Here is an 18,110-nt window from a genome sequence, read left to right on the forward strand (position 1 = left end):
TCGGATCGGGTGAACGCCTGCGCCTGGCAGGCATCCACCCGGTGGGAGGTACGCCGTGATCCGGTTCGAGAACGTCTCGAAGGTCTATGCGCGGGGGGCGCGACCCGCGCTCGACGACGTCTCCGTCGACGTCGAGCGGGGCGAGTTCGTGTTCCTCGTCGGCGCGTCCGGCTCCGGCAAGTCCACCTTCCTGCGGCTCGTGCTGCGCGAGGAGCGCCCCACCGGCGGGCGGGTGTACGTCGCCGGGCGCGACCTGACCCGGCTCTCGCCCTGGCGGGTGCCCGGTCTGCGTCGGGGCATCGGCATGGTCTTCCAGGACTTCCGGCTGCTGCCGAACAAGACCGTCTACGAGAACGTCGCCTTCGCGCTGCAGGTCATCGGGCGCCCACGCCACCACATCCGCACGACCGTGCCGGAGGTGCTGGAGTGGGTGGGGCTCGACGGCAAGGAGAAGCGGCGGCCGCACGAGCTGTCCGGCGGGGAGCAGCAGCGCGTCGCGATCGCCCGCGCCTTCGTCAACCGCCCCAAGATCCTGCTCGCCGACGAGCCCACCGGCAACCTCGACCCGACGACCTCCCAGGGCATCATGCGGCTGCTGGACCGGATCAACCGCACCGGGACCACCGTGGTGATGGCGACCCACGACGACGAGATCGTCAACGAGATGCGCCGCCGGGTCGTCGAGCTCTCCACCGGGCACGTCGTGCGCGACGAGAAGGACGCCGTCTACGGCCGCCGCGAGGAGATCCTGCCGCAGGTCGGCCCCGTCGCCGTCCTGGACGCCCCCGGGCGGGGGGTGCCCGCCCGCCGCATCTCGGTGCGCCCCGAACCCGGTGACGTCGCCGCGGAACGTGCGGCCGACCAGGCCGCGGCCCGGGGGGTGGACCCGCCGCCGGCGGAGACCGACGACGAGGAGGTCCGGGCGATGTCGGGGGCGTCCCGGGCCGAGGAGGCCTGAGCGGTGCGCCTGCAGTTCGTCTTCGGCGAGGTCCTGCGTGGTCTGCGCCGCAACGCCACGATGGTGGTCTCGGTGGTGCTGGTGACGTTCGTCTCCCTGACGTTCGTCGGAGCCGCCGCGCTGCTGCAGGTGCAGATCGACAAGCTCAAGGGTGACTGGTACGACCTCGTCGAGGTCTCGGTCTTCCTCTGCCCCGAGGGTTCCACCGAGCCGACGTGCGCCGAGGGCGAGGCCAGCCCCGAGCAGATCAGCACCCTGGAGCGCACGATCAGCACCGAGCTCGACGGCGTCGTGTCCACGGTGTACTTCGAGTCGAAGACCGACGCCTTCGAGGCCTTCTCCGCCCAGTATCCCGACGGCTACCAGGGCACCCAGCTCACCGCGGACGACATGCAGGCCTCGTTCCGTCTCCAGCTCGCCGACCCCGAGCAGTACCAGGTCGTGGACGAGGTGCTCTCCGGTCGGGACGGCGTCGAGGTGGTCGAGGACCAGCGGGCGATCTTCGACCCGCTGTTCCTGGCGCTGAACCGTGCCTCGCTGGTGGCCGTCGGTCTCGCCGTCGTCATGCTCGTCGCTGCGGCGCTGCTGATCATCACCACGATCCGGCTCTCCGCGGTGTCCCGGCAGCGCGAGACCGGGATCATGCGGCTCGTGGGTGCCTCGACCCTGTTCGTCCAGCTGCCGTTCATGCTCGAGGGCGCCATCGCGGCACTGCTCGGGGCCGTCCTGGCGGTCGTCGGGCTCTGGGCGGCCGTGCAGTACCTCGTCGTCGACTGGCTCGCCGCGTCGGTGGACTGGGTCGAGCACGTGACCCCGGCCGACGTGCTCACCATCGCCCCGCTGCTGCTGGGCCTGGCCGTGGCGGTCGCCGCCGTGTCCTCCGCCGTGACCCTCCACCGCTACACGAGGGTGTGATCCGCCGTGCCCGACGTCGTCCGCCTGCGCCGCGCCCTCGCCGGGGTGCTGGCCGCGCTGCTGCTGATCGGCCCGACGGCACCGGTCGTCGCCGACGAGCTCGACGACCAGCGTGCCGCCGCGGAGGAGCAGCAGCGCCAGAAGCGCGAGGAGCGCCAGGACCTGCAGCACGAGCTCGAGGACACCAACGACAAGTTCGCCCAGGCGGTGCTCGACCTCAACGAGGTCGAGGGGCGTCTGCCGGTGGCGCAGGCCGAGCTCGCCGAGGCGCAGGCCGCCCTCGCCGAGGCCCGCCGCAAGGCGGCGGTGCTCGCCGACCGGCTCGCCGACGCCGAGGACGAGGAGAAGGCCGTCGCCCAGGAGATCGAGGCCGGCGAGGGCAAGGTCGAGGAGGCGCGGGACGACGTCGCCGCGATGGCGCGCGAGGCCTACCGCCGCGGGGACGACGCCAGCACCATCGGGTTGGTCACGGGGGCGCAGTCCACGGAGGAGTTCCTCGACGACCTGTCCGTGACGGCGTCGGCCGCGCGCAGCCGGTCCCGCTCGGTGACCGAGCTGCAGGAGGCCGAGACCGTGGCCCGCAACCAGCAGGCGCGGCTCGACGCGATCCGGGAGACGATCGCGGTCCTCAAGGCCGAGGCGGACGCGAACGTCGTGGTCGCGCAGGAGGCCGAGCAGCGGGCGGCGGAGCGCAAGGCCGAGGTGGAGCGGCTCATCGAGGAGCAGAAGCGGCTCAAGGCCACGATCGCGGACCAGCGGGACGAGACGATCGCGGAGCTCGAGGAGAACGAGGCCGAGCGCGACCAGCTCCAGTCCGAGATCAAGGACATCATCGCCAAGCAGGCCGAGCGCGACCGTCGGCTCGAGGAGGAGCGCAAGCGTCGTGAGGCCGAGGAGCGCCGACGCCAGGAGGCCGAGGCACGCCGGCAGGCCGAGCGCGAGGCCGAGCAGCGCGCCGCCGAGCAGCGTGCGGCGGAGCGCGGCCAGCAGGACTCCGGTGGCGGGTCGGGCCAGGGCGGCGGGGGAGGCTCCGGCTCCGGCGGCGGCTCGGGCGGCGGGGGCGGCTCCGGCTCGGGCGGCGGTTCGGGCTCCGGCGGTGGCTCGAGCGCGGGTGGCGGAGGCGGGTCCAGCTCCGGCGGCTCGTCGACCCCCTCGGGTCCGTTCCTGGGCTGGCCGACGAACTACCGGGTGGTGACCAGCAGCTACGGCATGCGCTACCTGCCGATGTACGGCTACACCCGGCTGCACGCGGGCACGGACATCCGCAGCTACTGCGGCACCCCCATCTACGCCGCCCAGAGCGGGTACGTGGAGCAGGCCTACTACGGGTCGAGCCCCGGCAACAACGTGCTCATCAACCACGGCAGGCACCGCGGGGACAGCGTCATGAGCCGGTACCTGCACCTGTCGCGCGACGTGGTCTACGTCGGGCAGAAGGTCTCCAAGGGCCAGGTGATCGGGTACTCCGGGAGCAGCGGGTCCTCCGGGGCGTGCCACCTGCACTTCGAGGTGTGGCTCAACGGCAGCACGGTCGACCCGATGCGGGGCTGGCTGAACTGACCTGCGGAGCGGCGTGACCGCCCTGAGCGAAAATCCGCTGGTCCCGGGTCCGAGGCCGCGTATCCTGGAGCGTCGCGTCACCCAGGGAGGAGGAGACCGTGTCCAACAAGTCCAAGGGCGCCAAGAAGAAGCAGCAGTCGGCGGACCCGCGCCAGGTCGTGGCGAACAACAAGAAGGCCCGCCACGACTACGTGATCGAGGACGTGCTCGAGGCCGGGATCGTCCTGTCCGGGACCGAGGTCAAGGCGCTGCGCATGGGGCGTGCGTCGCTGGCCGAGAGCTACGTCACCGTCGACCACGACGAGGTCTGGCTCGAGCACGCGCACATCCCCGAGTACTTCCAGGGCACCTGGAACAACCACGCGCCGCGCCGTCGACGCAAGCTGCTGCTGCACCGCGACGAGATCGACCGCCTCGGGGTCAAGTCCCGGGAGAAGGGCAAGACGATCGTCCCGCTGCGGCTGTACTTCCTGGACGGGCGGGCCAAGCTCGAGATCGCGCTGGCCCACGGCAAGAAGGAGTTCGACAAGCGCCAGGCCCTGCGCGAGAAGCAGGACCTGCGGGAGGCCCAGCGCGCCATGCGACGCCAGGAGCTGCTCGGCTGACGGCGCTGCGGCGCACCGTGCCGCGGCTCGCGGCGGCGCTGCCCCGGTGCGGAAATATCTGTGCGACCTGGGGCGTTCATCCACTACGATGGACAGACCGGCGGTGGTCCGCCACGGCCGGTGCGGATCTTGACAAATCCATAGGGGCTGATCGGTTTCGACGGTGGTCGTGCTTCCAGGGGAAGCGGGCCGAGGATGCAGTGCTCATCTCGTTAACGCTTGCCTGCAAACCTATAGGTGCCGATAACAAGCGCACCGACTTCGCCCTCGCCGCCTGAGCGAGCTCCGAAGTCCGTGAGCCCGGGAGCGCTCTCGACCCGGTAGCTCACGTCATCTAGAGAGCCACTGCTCGTCGCCCTCGTCATCGGGGCGACGGGGACTTCCAGATGACTGGGCCCGTCCGCACCTTGTCTGCGTGAGTGCGGGGGCCGAGAAAATCGCAGCAGACTGCGCCCGGAGAAGCCCTGGAAAAGCGCTACCGGACCCGGGTTCGATTCCCGGCAGCTCCACTCGTCACGACGAAGGCCCGCCTGACACCGCGTCAGGCGGGCCTTCGTCGTGCCCGGGGGCCGCGGTCGGTCAGGGAAGACGGCCGGCCCGGCGAGTCCGACGAATTCGCGCTTGCGGTGGACAGCGTGGTCCACCTTCGCCAAGGTGGACGAATCCCGGCGTGACGGGGACCACCCGCCCGAGTGCGAAAAGAGGTCGGCCATGGCCGAAGCACGACTCGACAGGCTCGCCCGGCGGCTGGGCCTGGAGACGAACCCCACGATCTTCTTCACCTCCGCCGGCCTGATGGTGCTGTTCCTGCTCCTGCTGCTGGTCTTCCCCACGCAGATCGGTGACGCGTTCGGAGCCGGCCGGGAGTGGATCGTCACCAACCTGGGCTGGTTCTTCATCATCGGCGTGACGTTCTGGCTGGTGTTCCTCGCCTACGTGGCCCTGAGCAAGTACGGTCACCTGCGCCTGGGTGACAACGAATCACGGCCCGAGTACTCGAACCTGTCGTGGTTCGCGATGCTCTTCGCCGGCGGCATCGGCACGGTGCTGATGTTCTGGGGCGTGGCGGAACCGATCTCGCACTTCTCGACGCCGCCGTTCGACGACGTGGCCCCGTACTCCGCCGAGGCGGCGAGCGACGCGATGTCGATCTCGCTGTACCACCTCAGCCTGCACACCTGGGCGATCTTCACGTTGCCGGGCCTGGCCTTCGGCTACTTCGTCTACCGGTACAAGCTGCCGCTGCGCGTCAGCTCCGTCTTCTACCCCTTCCTCAAGGAGCGCATCCACGGACCGATCGGCAAGACGATCGACATCTTCGCGGTGCTCGGCACCCTGTTCGGCCTCGCGGTCTCCCTCGGTCTCGGTACCTCCCAGGTGGGGGCGGGGGTCAACGCGCTCTTCCCCAGCATCGAGAACGGCACGCTGCTGCAGGTCGTCGTCATCACCGTGCTGACCATCACGGCCGTGAGCTCCATCGTGGCCGGGCTGGACAAGGGCGTGAAGCGCCTGTCGAACATCAACATCCTCATGGCCGTCGGCCTGATGATCTTCGTCCTCATCGCCGGGGACACCCTGTTCCTGCTGCGCCAGATCCCCGAGAGCGTGGGCGTCTACGCCCAGGACCTCATCGGGCTGGCCTTCTGGAACGACGCGATGTCGCAGTTCACCAGCGAGGGAGGCTGGGGCTGGCAGGGTGGCTGGACGGTCTTCTACTGGACGTGGACCGTGACCTGGGCGCCGTTCATGGGCGTGTTCCTGGCCCGCATCTCCAAGGGCCGCACCATCCGGCAGTTCGTCGGCGGCGTGCTCATCGCCCCGTCCGTGTTCACCATGGTGTGGTTCGTCATCTTCGGCTGGTCGGCGATGGAGCTCGACGGCATCGGCGGCAGCGGAGGCGCGATCTCGGAGGCCGTGGCCGACAACGTGGCGCTGGCGATGTTCACCTTCTTCGAGAACTACCCGGCGGCCACCCTGGTCTCGGGGATCGCCGTCATCGTCGTCGCCCTGTTCTTCGCCACGTCGTCGGACTCCGCGTCCCTGGTGGTCGACATGCTCTGCGTGGGCACCGCCGACTCGGGCCCCACCCGGCAGCGCGTGTTCTGGGGAGTCAGCGAGGGCATGCTGGCCGCGTCGCTGATCATCCTCGGCGGGGTGACCGGCCGGGACGGTCTCGCCGCGCTCCAACAGGTGATCACGGTGATCGGGCTCCCGATCTTCATCCTGAACTTCCTGATGGTCTTCAGCCTCTACAAGTCGCTGCGGACCGAACGCCATACCGCCGTCGAGGCCCAGTTCGCCGGATTGATGGCCCGATGGCGCTTCATGGGGCGCGCCGGCGCGGGGCAACGCGGGGCGTCGGCACGTGCGGCCGCGCTGCAGGGGGCCGCGGTGTCGTCCGGGGCGACGACCGGGAGCGCTGCGGCGACCGAGCGCTCCGCAACCGGCAGTGAGGAGCCGCCCGAGACGGGGCCCGGGGAGCCGGACACCGGGACCAGGACCGACTGACCGGTCGCCGCCGCACGGCGGCGCGGCCGAGGTCGCAGGGCCGAGGGGGCCCGGGGCATGACGTCCCGGGCCCCCTCGGCCGTGCACCAGACCTGCGCGCGACCTGCTCGAGGGGCGGGCGTCGTCCTGCCGGCGCACCCGGGTCCGCCGGCCCGGTGGCCGGCTGCGGTCAGCCGACCAGCTCGGGTTCGCGGTCCGACGCGCCCGTGCTCGGGGCGGGCGACCCCGGACCCCGGGGGTCGTCCTCGCCCCGGCCCGGCCCGGACGGGGGAGCGGAGGACCGCCGCCGACGCAGGAACCACACGATCAGGCCGACGGCACCGATCGGCAGCAGCCACGGCAGCAGCACGCCGAGGACGAGCACGACGGTCTTCGCGGCGGCCACGAGCGCGCTCCACCCGGTCTCCAGCCCGTCGACGAACCCGCTCGCCGGCGCCGTCACCGGAGCCGTCCGGGGGGTGATCTGGATGTGCAGCGTCGACATCGCGACCTGGTCGCTGAGCGCCTCGCGCTGGGCGACCAGGGAGTCCAGCTCCGCCTGGCGGGCCGCGAGCTCACGCTCGACCTCGAGCAGGTCCTCGGTCGAGGTCGCCTGGGACAGCAGCTCGTCCAGGCGCTTCGTGGAGGTCGTCAGAGCCGAGATCCGCGCGTCCAGGTTCTGTCCCTGCCTCGTGACGTCGTCCTTCGTGACCTCCACGTGCTGGACGGTCGCGAGCTCCGAGAGCGCCTCGACGGCGCTGGTCGTCCGTGCCGCCGGGATCCGCACGGTCATCGACGCGGGGCCCGGCTCGCCGTCGAGGTCGGGCGACTCGGTGAGCTGGTCGACGCGTCCGCCGGCCCCCTCGACCATCCGGGTCAGCTCGGCCGTCGTGCGGGAGGGGTCGGGGGAGGTCATCTCGATCCACCCGGTGACCACCACCTCGCGGTCGACGGCGGCGGTGCGGTCCGCCTCGGTGACGACGGACTCCTCGGCGACCGCCGCGGCGTCGGCGGCGGACGTGCTCGCCACGTCGTCGGTGGCGGTGTCCACGCCGACGGAGACGTTCTCGTCGGAGCCCGTGCAGGCGGCGAGCCCGAACGTGAGGATCGCAACGACGGTGAGGGCGGTGGCTCGGCGACCGAGTGCGCGGGTCGGCATGACCCCGACTCTAGGCCCCTGACCAGCGAGGATCCGGTCCTTCGCACCGATCGTGATGCGACCGTGCCAGGACCGTGACATCCGGCCCGGGACGAGTCCAGGGCAGGTAACGATCAAATAACGAAGGGCTCCGTACGATAGACAGGCGATCTGTAAGGACGCTCTACTAACAAACATGACCACGACAACGACGCGCACCAGCCGACGGGGCCTGGGCGGCGGTCTGCGAGCGACCTCCAAGGTGCTCCCCGAGCACGCTCGGGCGCACAACCGGTCGCTGGTGCTCCAGCACCTGTTCCACGAGGGGCCGACCTCGCGGGCCGGCCTCTCCCGGTCCACGGGCCTGACCCGGGTCACGGTCTCCGACCTCGTCGGCGTCCTGCTGGCCGAGGGCCTGGTCGAGGAGCTCGGGACGCAGCCCGGACGCCGCGTCGGCAAGCCGGCGATCCTCGTGGGGATGCGGACCGACGCGTACCAGATCGTCGGGCTCGACCTCTCCGACGACACCGTCCTGCGCGGCGCCGTCCTCACCCTCACCGGCGAGGCCGTCGACCGCCAGGTCCTGCCGGTCGACGGCCGGCGGGGACAGGACCTGGTCGACCTGCTGGCCCGGTTCGCCCGGCGCCTCGTCGCGTCGGCGACCCGCCCCGTCATCGGCATCGGTGTCGGTTCGCCGGGCGTCGTCGACGACACCGGGCGCGTCGTCGAGGCGCCGAACGTCGAGTGGAGCGACCTGCCCCTGGCCGCGCTGCTCACCGACCGGCTCGGCCTCCCGGTGCACGTGGCCAACGACGCCAACTCCGCGGCGCTCGCCGAGTACACCTACGGCGGGGGCGGCGACTCGATGATCGTGCTGACCGTCGGCAAGGGTGTCGGCGCCGGCGTCATGGTCGACGGTGCCCGCGTGCACGGTGCCGGTGACGCCGCCGGAGAGCTCGGGCACGTCACCGTCGTCGAGGAGGGTGGTCAGCCGTGCGCCTGCGGGCGGCGCGGCTGCCTCGAGACGGTCCTGTCCGCCCCGGCGCTCCGGCGCGCGACCGAGGGGCTCGACGCGCACCAGGCCGAGGCCGTGCTGGCCGACGTCGGCCGCACGCTCGGCAAGACCCTCGCGCCGGTCGTCGGTGCGTTGAACCTCGGCGAGGTCATCCTCGCCGGCCCGCCCGAGCTGCTCGCGGAACCGCTCCGGACCGCGGCGCTCGAGACCATCACCGCGCGGACCATGCCGGCCACCTCGGCCGGCCTGGACCTGCGCATGGCCGCCCTGGACGACGACGTCGTCCTGGCCGGGGCGGCCGTCCTCGTCCTGGGCGCCCAGCTCGGCGTCTCGTGACCCGTCCCTCCGAACCTCATCCATCGGCGGCGCGAACAGAGCCGTCCCCGCAACACCGTGGAAGGAACCATCCCGTGAAGAGAACCCGACTCGTCGCCGCCGCCGCGGCCTCGACGATCACCCTGACCCTGGCGCTGACGGCCTGCAGCAGCGACACCACCGACACCGGCTCGGAGGGCACGGAGACCGAGGCTGCCGGCGAACCGGAGGCCGCCGACCTCACGATGTGGGTGGCCGGTGGCGACACCCCCGACGAGCTGCGCGAGTACCTCGTCGAGACCTTCGAGGCCGAGAACGAGGGCTCGACGCTGACCATCGAGGAGCAGGACTGGGGCGACCTGGTCACCAAGCTCACGACCGCGCTGCCCGACGCCGAGAACACCCCGGACGTCGTCGAGCTCGGCAACACGCAGGCCCCGACCTTCACCAACGCCGGCGCGTTCCGCGAGATCTCGCCGGAACTCTACGAGGAGCTGGGCGGGGACAACCTGCTGCCGTCCTTCGTCGAGGCGGGCTCGGTCGACGGCACCGTCTACGCGTTGCCCTACTACTTCGGCTCGCGCTACATGTTCTACCGCGCGGACATCTGGTCGGACGCCGGCCTCGAGGTCCCGACGACGCTCGACGAGTTCGGCGCGGCCGTCAAGGAGCTGCGCACCGACGACATGTCCGGCTTCGCCCTCGGGGGCCAGGACTGGCGCAACGGCATCTCGTGGATCTTCGCCCACGACGGCGAGCTCGCCGTCAAGGAGGGCGACGAGTGGGTCTCCACCCTCTCCGACGAGAACACGATCGCCGGTCTCGAGCAGTGGCAGGACGTCTACCAGGGCGCCTCGAACCTGCCGGCCACCGACCGCGACGTGGCCTACTGGGACTTCCTCAACGACACCGCCGAGGGCGGCGCCCCGGACGCGGCGACGATCATGGCGCCGGGCTGGGCCCGCTGGTCGATCGGTGACCTCACCGAGAACGACGAGGGCGAGGAGGTCCGCGACGGCATGGCCGACGCCTCGACGTTCGACATCTTCGCCTTGCCGGGTGTCGACGGCGGCGTGGCCCCCGTCTTCGCCGGTGGCTCGAACATGGCGGTCTCGGCCCAGTCGCAGCACCCCGAGCTGGCCGAGAACCTCCTGCGGGTCATCTACTCGGACGAGTACCAGACGATGCTCGCCGAGAACGGCCTGGGGCCGGCCAACACGGAGTTCACCTCGGTGATGGAGACCGACAAGTTCGGTGAGGTCACCGTCGAGACCGCTGAGAACTCGAAGCTGACGCCGGCCGCCCCGGGCTGGGCCGCCGTCGAGGGTGCCTCGGTCTACGAGGAGCTCTTCCAGAAGATCGCCGAGGGCGGTGACGTGGCCGAGCTCGCCGCCGAGTACGACGAGACGATCACGCCGATGCTCAACGGCCAGGCGGGCTGACGACCGGCTCGTCACCGCACGCAACACCCTGACGGGCGGGGTGGCGCCGCACGACCAGGCCGCCACCCCGCTCGTCCCATGACCGGGAAGGAGGACCGCATGACCCTGACCACTGGCAGGACCGCCGGATCGGACGGCATCGCGATCCGCCGTCGGCGCAAGCCGGCCACCCCCTATCTCCTGCTGATCCCCGCGGTCGCCGCCCTCCTGGTCGGCCTCGGCTACCCCGTCTACTGGCAGATCATCACCTCGCTGCAGGAGTTCGGGCTCATGCAGCAGTTCGGTGCCCCGCCGGAGTTCATCGGCCTGGACAACTACACCCGGATCTTCACCGACCCCGAGGTCTGGTCCGTGGTGGCGAAGTCCATCGCGTTCTGCCTCGTCAACGCCCTGGTGACCGTCGGTCTCGGCCTCGGCCTCGCGGTGCTGATGCGGGCGGTGCCCGGCTGGGTGCGCATGTCGATGCAGATCACCCTGCTGCTGGCCTGGGCCACCCCGCTGGTCGCCGCCGTGACCGTGTTCCGCTGGCTCTTCGACGACCGCAACGGCGTCGTGAACTGGATGTTCGTCCAGCTCGGCCGGGAGAACCTCGACGGGTACAACTGGCTCGGCAACGTCTGGACGTTCTTCCTGGTGGCATCGCTCGTCGTCATCTGGATGTCGGTGCCGTTCGTGGCTCTGTCCATCTACGCCGGGCTCACCCAGGTCTCCGAGGAGGTGCTCGAGGCCGCGCGCATCGACGGTGCGGGCTCGCGGCAGATCCTGTGGCGGATCATCATGCCGCTCGTGCGGCCGGTCATCGCGATCGTGCTGCTGCTGCAGATCATCTGGGACCTGCGGGTCTTCGCCCAGATCCGGCTCCTGCAGGACGCCGGCGCCCCGATCTCCGAGACGAACCTGCTCGGCAACTACATCTACGAGCTCGGGGTGGGCAGCCAGGACTTCGCCGGCGCCGCCGCCGTCTCGCTCTTCGTCCTGGTGCTCACGATGGTCCTGTCGGGGCCGTACGTGCGCTATCTCATGAAGGAGGACGCGGCATGAGCGCCGTCCTTGCGGACACCGCAGCCCCCGCGGCACGCACCGGGGAGCGACGTCCCGTGCGCCGTCGTCGGATCCGGCCGGGCAAGATCCTGCTGAGCGCCCTCGGCCTGCTGATGGCCCTCGTGTGGGTCTTCCCGGTCTACTGGATGATGAACTCGGCGGTCACCCCGGACGCGATCCTCGGTGCCGACACCCCGCAGCTCCTGCCCGTCAGCTTCACGCTGACCAACCTCCGATCGGTGCTCACCGACTCCGGGTTCCTCAACGCCCTGGGCATGAGCGTCATGGTGACGTTCCTGACAATCACGCTGGTGCTGGCCTTCGCGTTCCTCGCGGCCCTGGCGATCAGCCGGTGGCGGTTCCGGGGCCGGACGAGCTTCATCCTCGCGGTGCTGTTCATCCAGATGCTGCCGGCCGAGGGTCTGTTCATCGCCCAGTACCAGATGATGTCCAGCCTCGGTCTGCTCAACCAGGTCATCGGCATCTCGGTGCTGTACGTGGCCATGCTCGTGCCCTTCACCGTCTGGATGCTGCGCGGGTTCGTCGCGGGCGTCCCGATCGAGCTGGAGGAGGCCGCGATGGTCGACGGGCTCTCGCGGCCGCGGGCCTTCCTGCGGATCACGTTCCCGCTGCTGGCCCCCGGTCTCGTCGCCTCCGGGGTGTACGCGTTCCTGCAGGCGTGGAACGAGTTCACGACCGCGCTGGTGATCCTGCCCGCCGAGTCGGCGCAGACGCTGCCGATCTGGCTGCGCAGCTTCCTGTCGGCGTCGGCCAACCGGGGCATCAACTGGGCGGAGGTCATGGCGGCCTCCACGCTCATCGCCGTGCCGGTGATCGTCTTCTTCCTGTTCGTGCAGGGGCGGATGACCTCGGGTCTGGTCTCCGGGGCGGTGAAGGGCTGACGTGGACGAGAACGGCACGGCGACGCCTCCGGCGTCGCCCGGACCCAGCGTGGGCCTGGACATCGGCGGCACCAAGACGCTCGCCGTCCTCCTCGCCCCCGACGGCACCGTCGCGGCGCAGACGCGCCTCCCGACGGCCCCCGGGCCCCGCGGCGTCCTCGACGGCGCCGTGCGCGCCGTCGAGGGTGTCACCCGCGCGGCGGACGTCCCGGTCGAGGACGTCACCGGGGTGGGCGTCGGCATCCCCGGTCTGGTGGACGCCGTCGACGGCAGCGTGCGCCACGCGGTCAACCTCGGCCTGGACGGGGAGGCCTTCGAGCTCGCGACGCTGCTCTCCGCGCGGCTCGGCGGGATCGGCGTCGGCGTCGAGAACGACCTGAACGTCGCCGCCGTCGGGGCCGCCCACCTCCTCGAGGTCGCCGACCCCACCTCCGGACCTGTCGACCTGGCGTTCCTGGCCCTCGGCACCGGTCTGGCCGCCGGGGTCGTGCTGGACGGCAGGCTCCGTCGCGGCAGCCACGGGGCGGCCGGCGAGATCGGTCACGTCCCCGTGGACCCCGCCGGTCCGCCGTGCGCGTGCGGCCAGCGCGGCTGCCTCGAGCTCTACGCCTCGGGCTCGGCGATCAGCGCCGTCTGGCCGACGACGTCGGGCCGGCCCGCCCCGGTCGAGCTGTTCGAGGCGGCCGAGGCCGGGGACCCGCGGGCCGTCGCCGTGCGCGACCGGTACGCGAGCGCCGTCGCGGCCGCCGTCCGCCTGCTCGTGCTCAGCGTCGACGTGCGCTACGTCGTCCTGGGCGGCGGCGTCTCCCAGCTCGGCCGGCCGTTGCTCGAGGCCGTGCAGGGGGCCCTCGAGGACGAGTCCGCGGCCTCCGGGTTCCTGCGCAGCCTCGACCTTCCCGGCCGCGTCCGCCTGGCCCCCGGCCGGGTACCGGTGGGAGCGGTCGGCGCCGCCGTCGTCGGGCGCGGGCACGCTGCCCGGGTGCCCGACCTGCGCTGAGGCGCGTCCCGACCGGCCCTGCGCCGACACCCCGCCCGTCCGGCACGCCGCCGACGCGGGCACGACCGAGAGGAACCATCGACCGTGCGACTCCGCCGGGCCCTGGCCGCGACGGCCGCCGTCGTGCTCGCCGCGCTGTCCGCCGGGTGCGGGGCGGGCGAGGTCGAGCCGGAGGTCTCGGACGACATCGTCCTGTGGCTCGTCGGCGCCGACACCGGTGACGAGCTGCGCGACCACCTCGTGACGACCTTCGAGCGGCGCCATCCCGGCGCGACGCTGACCATCGAGGAGAAGCAGTGGCCCACCCTCGTCGACGACCTCCACCGGGCCCTGGGCGATCCCGCCGCGACCCCCGACGTCGTCGAGCTCGGCAACACGCAGGCTCCGACGTTCACCCATGCGGGTGCGTTCCGTGAGATCTCGCCCGCGCTGTACGCCGAGCTCGGCGGGGACGACCTGCTGCCGTCCTTCGTCGAGGCGGGGTCGGTCGCGGGCACCGTGTACGCCCTGCCCTACTACTTCGGCTCCCGCCACGTCTTCTACCGCAAGGACGTGTGGCGCCGCGCCGGGGTCGAGGTGCCCGAGACGCTGGGCGAGTTCGGCGACGCCGTCACGACGCTCACCACGGGCAGTCGTGCCGGGTTCGCCCTGGGCGGCCAGGACTGGCGCAACGGGATCTCCTGGGTGTTCGCCCACGGCGGCGACCTGGCCGTCGAACGGGACGGCTCGTGGGTCTCGACGCTGTCCGACCCGGACACGGTGGCCGGGCTCGAGGCCTGGCAGGACGTCTACCGGCACGCCTCGTTCCTGCCCACGACCGAGGTCGACACCGGCTACTGGGAGTACCTCAACGACGGCGTCGAGTCCGGCGTCCCGGCGGCGGCCGCGATGATGGCCCCCTCGTGGGCCCGCTGGGAGATGGGGGACCTGGTCCGGGACGACCAGGGCGTCGAGGTCCGCGACGGCATGGCCGACGAGGACACGTGGGGGGTGTTCGCGCTCCCGGGCGTCGACGGCGGGGTCGCGCCGGTGTTCGCCGGCGGCTCGAACCTGGCGATCTCGTCGCTGACCCGCAACGCCGCGCTCTCCGAGGACCTGCTGCGCGTCGTCTACTCGGACGCGTACCAGACGATGCTCGCCGAGTCCGGGCTGGGTCCCGCCGACACCCGGTTCACCGACCTGATGACCGACGACGTCTTCGGTCGCACACTGGTGGCGACGGCGGAGGCCTCACGGCTCACCCCGGCCGCGCCCGGCTGGGCGGAGATCGAGTCCCGAGGTCTCTACGAGGACCTGTTCGAGGAGATCGCGCGCGGCGGCGACGTCGCCGCGGTCGCCCGGGAGTACGACGCGCTCATCACCCCGCTGCTCGACGGCACGGCCGACGACGGCGCATGACCGACGAAGGAAGGAGACCTCGATGGAGGTCGTGATCGCTCCCGCCCAGGAGCTGGCGGTGCTGGCCGCCGAGGCGATCGAGGCGTTGCTGCGGCGCAGGCCGCAGGCGGTGCTCGGTCTGGCCACGGGGTCCAGCCCCTCGCAGGTGTACGACGAGCTGGCGCGACGCCACGCCGAGGGCGGGCTGTCGTTCGCCCGGGCCCGCGGCTTCATGCTCGACGAGTACGTGGGGCTGGCCGCCGACCACCCGGAGCGGTACCGCAACGTCATCGCCGCCGACATCGCCGAGCGGGTGGACTGGCCGGCGGACCAGGTGCAGGGACCGGACGGGCTCGCGTCGGACCTCTCGGCCGCGTGCGCGGCGTACGAGCGGGCGATCGCGGACGCCGGGGGAGTGGACCTGCAGCTGCTCGGGATCGGGACGGACGGGCACATCGCCTTCAACGAGCCGGGGTCGTCGCTGGCCTCGCGCACGCGGATCAAGACGCTGACGACCCAGACGCGGGTGGACAACGCGCGGTTCTTCGACGGGGACGTCGAGCAGGTGCCCACCCACTGCCTGACCCAGGGGCTGGGCACGATCATGGAGGCCCGGCACCTGGTGCTGCTGGCCACGGGCCGGCACAAGGCCGAGGCCGTGCACCAGCTGGTCGAGGGGCCGGTCTCGGCGCTGTGGCCGGCGACGGTGATGCAGTTCCACCCGCACGCCACGGTCCTCGTCGACGAGGCCGCGGCCTCGCGGCTCCAGCTCGCGAGCTACTACCGCCAGACGTACGACTCCAAGCCGGCCTGGCAGGGCCTCTGACCCGCGGGCCAGGATGCCTGGTCGCGGGTCAGGATGCTCGGTCGCGAGTCAGGATGCCTGGTCGCGAGTCAGGATTCTTTGCCGCGGGTCAGGGGACGGCAGCGCGGAGCACGTCACGGTGTGACGTTCCGCGCGCTGCGTCCTGGTGCGCCCGGGCCGAACCGTCGGCGGGCGCACCTCCTCGTCCCGGGCCCGCCCTGACTCGCGGAGGACCGTCCTGACTCGCACGGCAGCGCCCTGACTCGGCGGAACGTGCCCTGACCCGGCGCGTGCGGACCTGACTCGTGACCCGTCCGGGACGCCTCGGTGGAGGTGCCGGTTCGCCTCGACCCACGATGTCCGGCACGTAGGATGGGGCGCATGAGCGAGCCCCTCTCCACCCCGCCGGCCGACCCCTCGCAGGACACCGGGTCGGGGACGAGCGTGCTCGAGCGCCCCGACACGCGGGAGCAGTCGGCGGAGCCGGGTGACCACGAGCGGTTTGCGCACTACGTGCGCAAGGAGAAGATCATGCAGTCGGCGATGTCCGGCAAGCCCGTGATCGCGCTCTGCGGCAAGGTCTGGGTGCCGGGCCGCGACCCCGCGAAGTTCCCGGTGTGCCCGATCTGCAAGGAGATCTACGACGGCCTGCGTGACCCGCAGGACGGCGACGACGGCAACTCCGACTCCGAGTCGTGAGCTTGCCGGTTCCCGAGTCGGAGTCCGTCGACCTCTTCGCCGCCGCCGCCGAGCCGGCCAAACCGCTGCCGCAGTCGCCCTCGGTCTCGGCCGCCTCCCACCTCAGCCCCGCGTACCCGCGTCGTGCCCCGTGGGGGACGGCGTCGAACCTGCGGGCGTGGCAGGCCGAGGCCCTGGAGCTCTACCACCAGCGCTCGGCCCGTGACTTCCTGGCCGTCGCCACGCCGGGCGCCGGCAAGACCACGTTCGCCCTGCGGGTGGCCACCGAGCTGCTCGACGCCGGCGTGGTCCGGCGGGTGACGGTCGTCGCGCCGACGGAGCACCTCAAGCACCAGTGGGCGGACGCCGCCGCGCGGGTGGGCATCCGGATCGACCCGTCGTTCAAGAACGCCCAGGGAAAGCACGGGTCGCACTACGACGGCGTCGCGCTGACCTACGCCCAGGTGGCCGCCAAGCCCGCCCTGCACCGGGCGCGCACCGAGGCCGCCCGCACCCTCGTCATCCTCGACGAGGTGCACCACGGGGGTGACGCCCTGAGCTGGGGCGACGCCATCCGGGACGCGTTCGAGGACGCCACGCGACGTCTCGCGCTCACCGGCACCCCGTTCCGGTCGGACGCCGCCTCGATCCCGTTCGTCACCTACGAGGCCGACGCCGAGGGCATCCGGCGCTCGAGGGCCGACTACACCTACGGCTACGGCGACGCGCTGCGCGACCACGTCGTGCGCCCGGTGCTGTTCATGACCTACTCCGGCGAGATGCGCTGGCGGACCCGCGCCGGGGACGAGGTCAGCGCACGCCTCGGCGAGGACATGACCAAGGACATGCACTCCCAGGCGTGGCGCACGGCCCTGGACCCGCGCGGCGAGTGGATCCCCTCGGTGCTGGCGGCGGCCGACCGGCGGCTGACCGAGATGCGCCGCTCCGTCCCGGACGCCGGCGGCCTCGTCATCGCCACGGACCAGGCCGACGCCCGCGCGTACGCCGGGCACCTGGCCCGCATCACCGGGACCTCGCCGACGGTCGTGCTCAGCGACGACGACGGCGCCTCGGCGCGCATCGACGAGTTCTCCGCCGGGACGGACCGCTGGATGGTGGCGGTGCGCATGGTCTCCGAGGGCGTCGACGTGCCCCGGCTGGCCGTGGGCGTCTACGCCACGAGCACCTCGACGCCGCTGTTCTTCGCCCAGGCGGTGGGCCGGTTCGTCCGCGCCCGCAAACGCGGCGAGACCGCGTCGGTGTTCCTGCCGAGCGTGCCGCTGCTGCTCGGCCTCGCCAACGAGCTGGAGGCGGAGCGCGACCACGCCCTCGACCGCCCGCAGACGGCCGAGGAGCAGGGGATCGAGTACGACCCGGAGGCCGCCCTGCTGGCCGCGGCCAACAAGGAGGAGAAGGCGTCGGGGGAGCTGACGGGTTCCTTCGAGGCGCTGGACGCGCAGGCCTCCTTCGACCGTGTGCTGTTCGACGGCGGCGAGTTCGGCACCGGTGGCGACATCGGATCGGACGCCGAGCAGGACTTCCTGGGGATCCCGGGGCTGCTGGACGCCGACCAGGTCTCCACGCTGCTGCGCCAGCGTCAGGCGGCGCAGACCCGCGGCCGCGACGGCGCCACCACCGGCGAGGCCGTCCTGGAGCAGTCCGAGCAGGAGCACCGCCGGGCGGCGGCGCTGCGCAAGGAGCTGTCGAAGCTGGTCTCCGCCTGGGCGCGCAAGAGCGGGACCCCGCACGGCAAGGTGCACAACGAGCTGCGTCGGCGCTGCGGCGGTCCCGAGGTGCCGCTGGCCACCGCCGACCAGCTCGACGCCCGGGTCGAGACCGTGCGCGGCTGGTTCGTCGGCAAGCGCTGACGCGCGC

15 protein-coding genes and 1 other RNA gene are annotated in these 18,110 nt (G+C 72.0%); 15 read left to right on the top strand and 1 reads right to left on the bottom strand.

From position 1 onward, the window contains the following. The first annotated feature begins 55 nt into the window (after window positions 1–55). The 6 genes from ftsE to Q6349_RS07430 all read left to right on the top strand — a co-directional run bounded on the left by ftsE (window position 56) and on the right by Q6349_RS07430 (window position 6,546). On the top strand, window positions 56–958 hold the full coding sequence (gene ftsE, locus Q6349_RS07405; RefSeq protein ID WP_171247501.1) for a cell division ATP-binding protein FtsE: 903 nt from the start codon (window positions 56–58) through the stop codon (window positions 956–958). A 3-nt stretch (window positions 959–961) separates the two neighbouring features. Then, a complete protein-coding gene (gene ftsX / locus Q6349_RS07410; protein WP_304603523.1) occupies window positions 962–1,873 on the top strand; it encodes a permease-like cell division protein FtsX in 912 nt (303 codons plus the stop codon). A 6-nt stretch (window positions 1,874–1,879) separates the two neighbouring features. After that, a complete protein-coding gene (locus tag Q6349_RS07415; RefSeq protein ID WP_304603524.1) occupies window positions 1,880–3,433 on the top strand; it encodes a M23 family metallopeptidase in 1,554 nt (517 codons plus the stop codon). A gap of 98 nt (window positions 3,434–3,531) precedes the next feature. Beyond that, a complete protein-coding gene (gene smpB, locus Q6349_RS07420; protein ID WP_171247504.1) occupies window positions 3,532–4,038 on the top strand; it encodes an SsrA-binding protein SmpB in 507 nt (168 codons plus the stop codon). 143 nt (window positions 4,039–4,181) lie between these two features. Continuing rightward, window positions 4,182–4,550, top strand: a transfer-messenger RNA (tmRNA) gene (gene ssrA, locus Q6349_RS07425). Between the two features lie 199 nt (window positions 4,551–4,749). Then, entirely contained in the window at window positions 4,750–6,546 is a 1,797-nt protein-coding gene (locus Q6349_RS07430; protein ID WP_304603525.1) for a BCCT family transporter, read from the top strand. A 169-nt stretch (window positions 6,547–6,715) separates the two neighbouring features. On the opposite strand, the gene Q6349_RS07435 is transcribed toward Q6349_RS07430, so the two are convergent. Beyond that, on the bottom strand, window positions 6,716–7,684 hold the full coding sequence (locus tag Q6349_RS07435; RefSeq protein ID WP_304603526.1) for a DUF4349 domain-containing protein: 969 nt from the start codon (window positions 7,682–7,684) through the stop codon (window positions 6,716–6,718). 175 nt (window positions 7,685–7,859) lie between these two features. Here Q6349_RS07435 and Q6349_RS07440 point away from each other — a divergent pair, with 175 nt between their 5' ends. The 9 genes from Q6349_RS07440 (at window position 7,860) to Q6349_RS07480 (ending at window position 18,103) form a co-directional block, all read left to right on the top strand. After that, window positions 7,860–9,014, top strand: a complete 1,155-nt coding sequence (locus tag Q6349_RS07440; protein WP_304603527.1) for an ROK family transcriptional regulator — start codon at window positions 7,860–7,862, stop codon at window positions 9,012–9,014. 74 nt (window positions 9,015–9,088) lie between these two features. Then, window positions 9,089–10,435 carry an extracellular solute-binding protein gene (locus Q6349_RS07445; RefSeq protein ID WP_304603528.1) on the top strand — a complete coding sequence of 449 codons (1,347 nt, stop codon included), beginning with the start codon at window positions 9,089–9,091 and terminating at the stop codon, window positions 10,433–10,435. A 99-nt stretch (window positions 10,436–10,534) separates the two neighbouring features. Then, a complete protein-coding gene (locus Q6349_RS07450; protein WP_304603529.1) occupies window positions 10,535–11,476 on the top strand; it encodes a carbohydrate ABC transporter permease in 942 nt (313 codons plus the stop codon). Further along, a complete protein-coding gene (locus tag Q6349_RS07455; protein ID WP_171247510.1) occupies window positions 11,473–12,378 on the top strand; it encodes a carbohydrate ABC transporter permease in 906 nt (301 codons plus the stop codon). The genes Q6349_RS07450 and Q6349_RS07455 overlap by 4 nt, the downstream gene beginning before the upstream one ends. 1 nt (window position 12,379) lies before the next feature. After that, the gene (locus Q6349_RS07460; protein WP_304603530.1) at window positions 12,380–13,375 is read left to right on the top strand and encodes an ROK family protein; all 996 of its coding nucleotides are present in this window, start codon (window positions 12,380–12,382) and stop codon (window positions 13,373–13,375) included. An 84-nt stretch (window positions 13,376–13,459) separates the two neighbouring features. Further along, entirely contained in the window at window positions 13,460–14,773 is a 1,314-nt protein-coding gene (locus Q6349_RS07465; RefSeq protein ID WP_304603531.1) for an extracellular solute-binding protein, read from the top strand. A gap of 22 nt (window positions 14,774–14,795) precedes the next feature. Continuing rightward, window positions 14,796–15,578: a glucosamine-6-phosphate deaminase gene (nagB, locus tag Q6349_RS07470; RefSeq protein ID WP_304603532.1), complete on the top strand. Its 783-nt coding sequence runs from the start codon at window positions 14,796–14,798 to the stop codon at window positions 15,576–15,578. Window positions 15,579–15,938: 360 nt separating this feature from the next. After that, window positions 15,939–16,256 carry a DUF3039 domain-containing protein gene (locus tag Q6349_RS07475; RefSeq protein WP_171247513.1) on the top strand — a complete coding sequence of 106 codons (318 nt, stop codon included), beginning with the start codon at window positions 15,939–15,941 and terminating at the stop codon, window positions 16,254–16,256. A gap of 65 nt (window positions 16,257–16,321) precedes the next feature. Continuing rightward, window positions 16,322–18,103, top strand: coding sequence for a DEAD/DEAH box helicase (locus tag Q6349_RS07480; RefSeq protein WP_304603802.1), 1,782 nt, complete (start codon window positions 16,322–16,324; stop codon window positions 18,101–18,103). The last annotated feature ends 7 nt before the right edge of the window (window positions 18,104–18,110 follow it).

It is taken from the genome of Isoptericola sp. 178 (assembly GCF_030586525.1).
Classification (GTDB): domain Bacteria; phylum Actinomycetota; class Actinomycetes; order Actinomycetales; family Cellulomonadaceae; genus Isoptericola; species Isoptericola sediminis.

What these genes read in the sequence shown, in the direction of transcription:
- Q6349_RS07430 (WP_304603525.1), top strand. Translation starts at nt 4,750, where the DNA reads ATGGCCGAAGCACGACTCGACAGGCTCGCCCGGCGGCTGGGCCTGGAG.
- Q6349_RS07435 (WP_304603526.1), bottom strand. Translation starts at nt 7,684, where the DNA reads ATGCCGACCCGCGCACTCGGTCGCCGAGCCACCGCCCTCACCGTCGTT.
- Q6349_RS07440 (WP_304603527.1), top strand. Translation starts at nt 7,860, where the DNA reads ATGACCACGACAACGACGCGCACCAGCCGACGGGGCCTGGGCGGCGGT.
- Q6349_RS07450 (WP_304603529.1), top strand. Translation starts at nt 10,535, where the DNA reads ATGACCCTGACCACTGGCAGGACCGCCGGATCGGACGGCATCGCGATC.
- Q6349_RS07455 (WP_171247510.1), top strand. Translation starts at nt 11,473, where the DNA reads ATGAGCGCCGTCCTTGCGGACACCGCAGCCCCCGCGGCACGCACCGGG.
- nagB (WP_304603532.1), top strand. Translation starts at nt 14,796, where the DNA reads ATGGAGGTCGTGATCGCTCCCGCCCAGGAGCTGGCGGTGCTGGCCGCC.
- Q6349_RS07475 (WP_171247513.1), top strand. Translation starts at nt 15,939, where the DNA reads ATGAGCGAGCCCCTCTCCACCCCGCCGGCCGACCCCTCGCAGGACACC.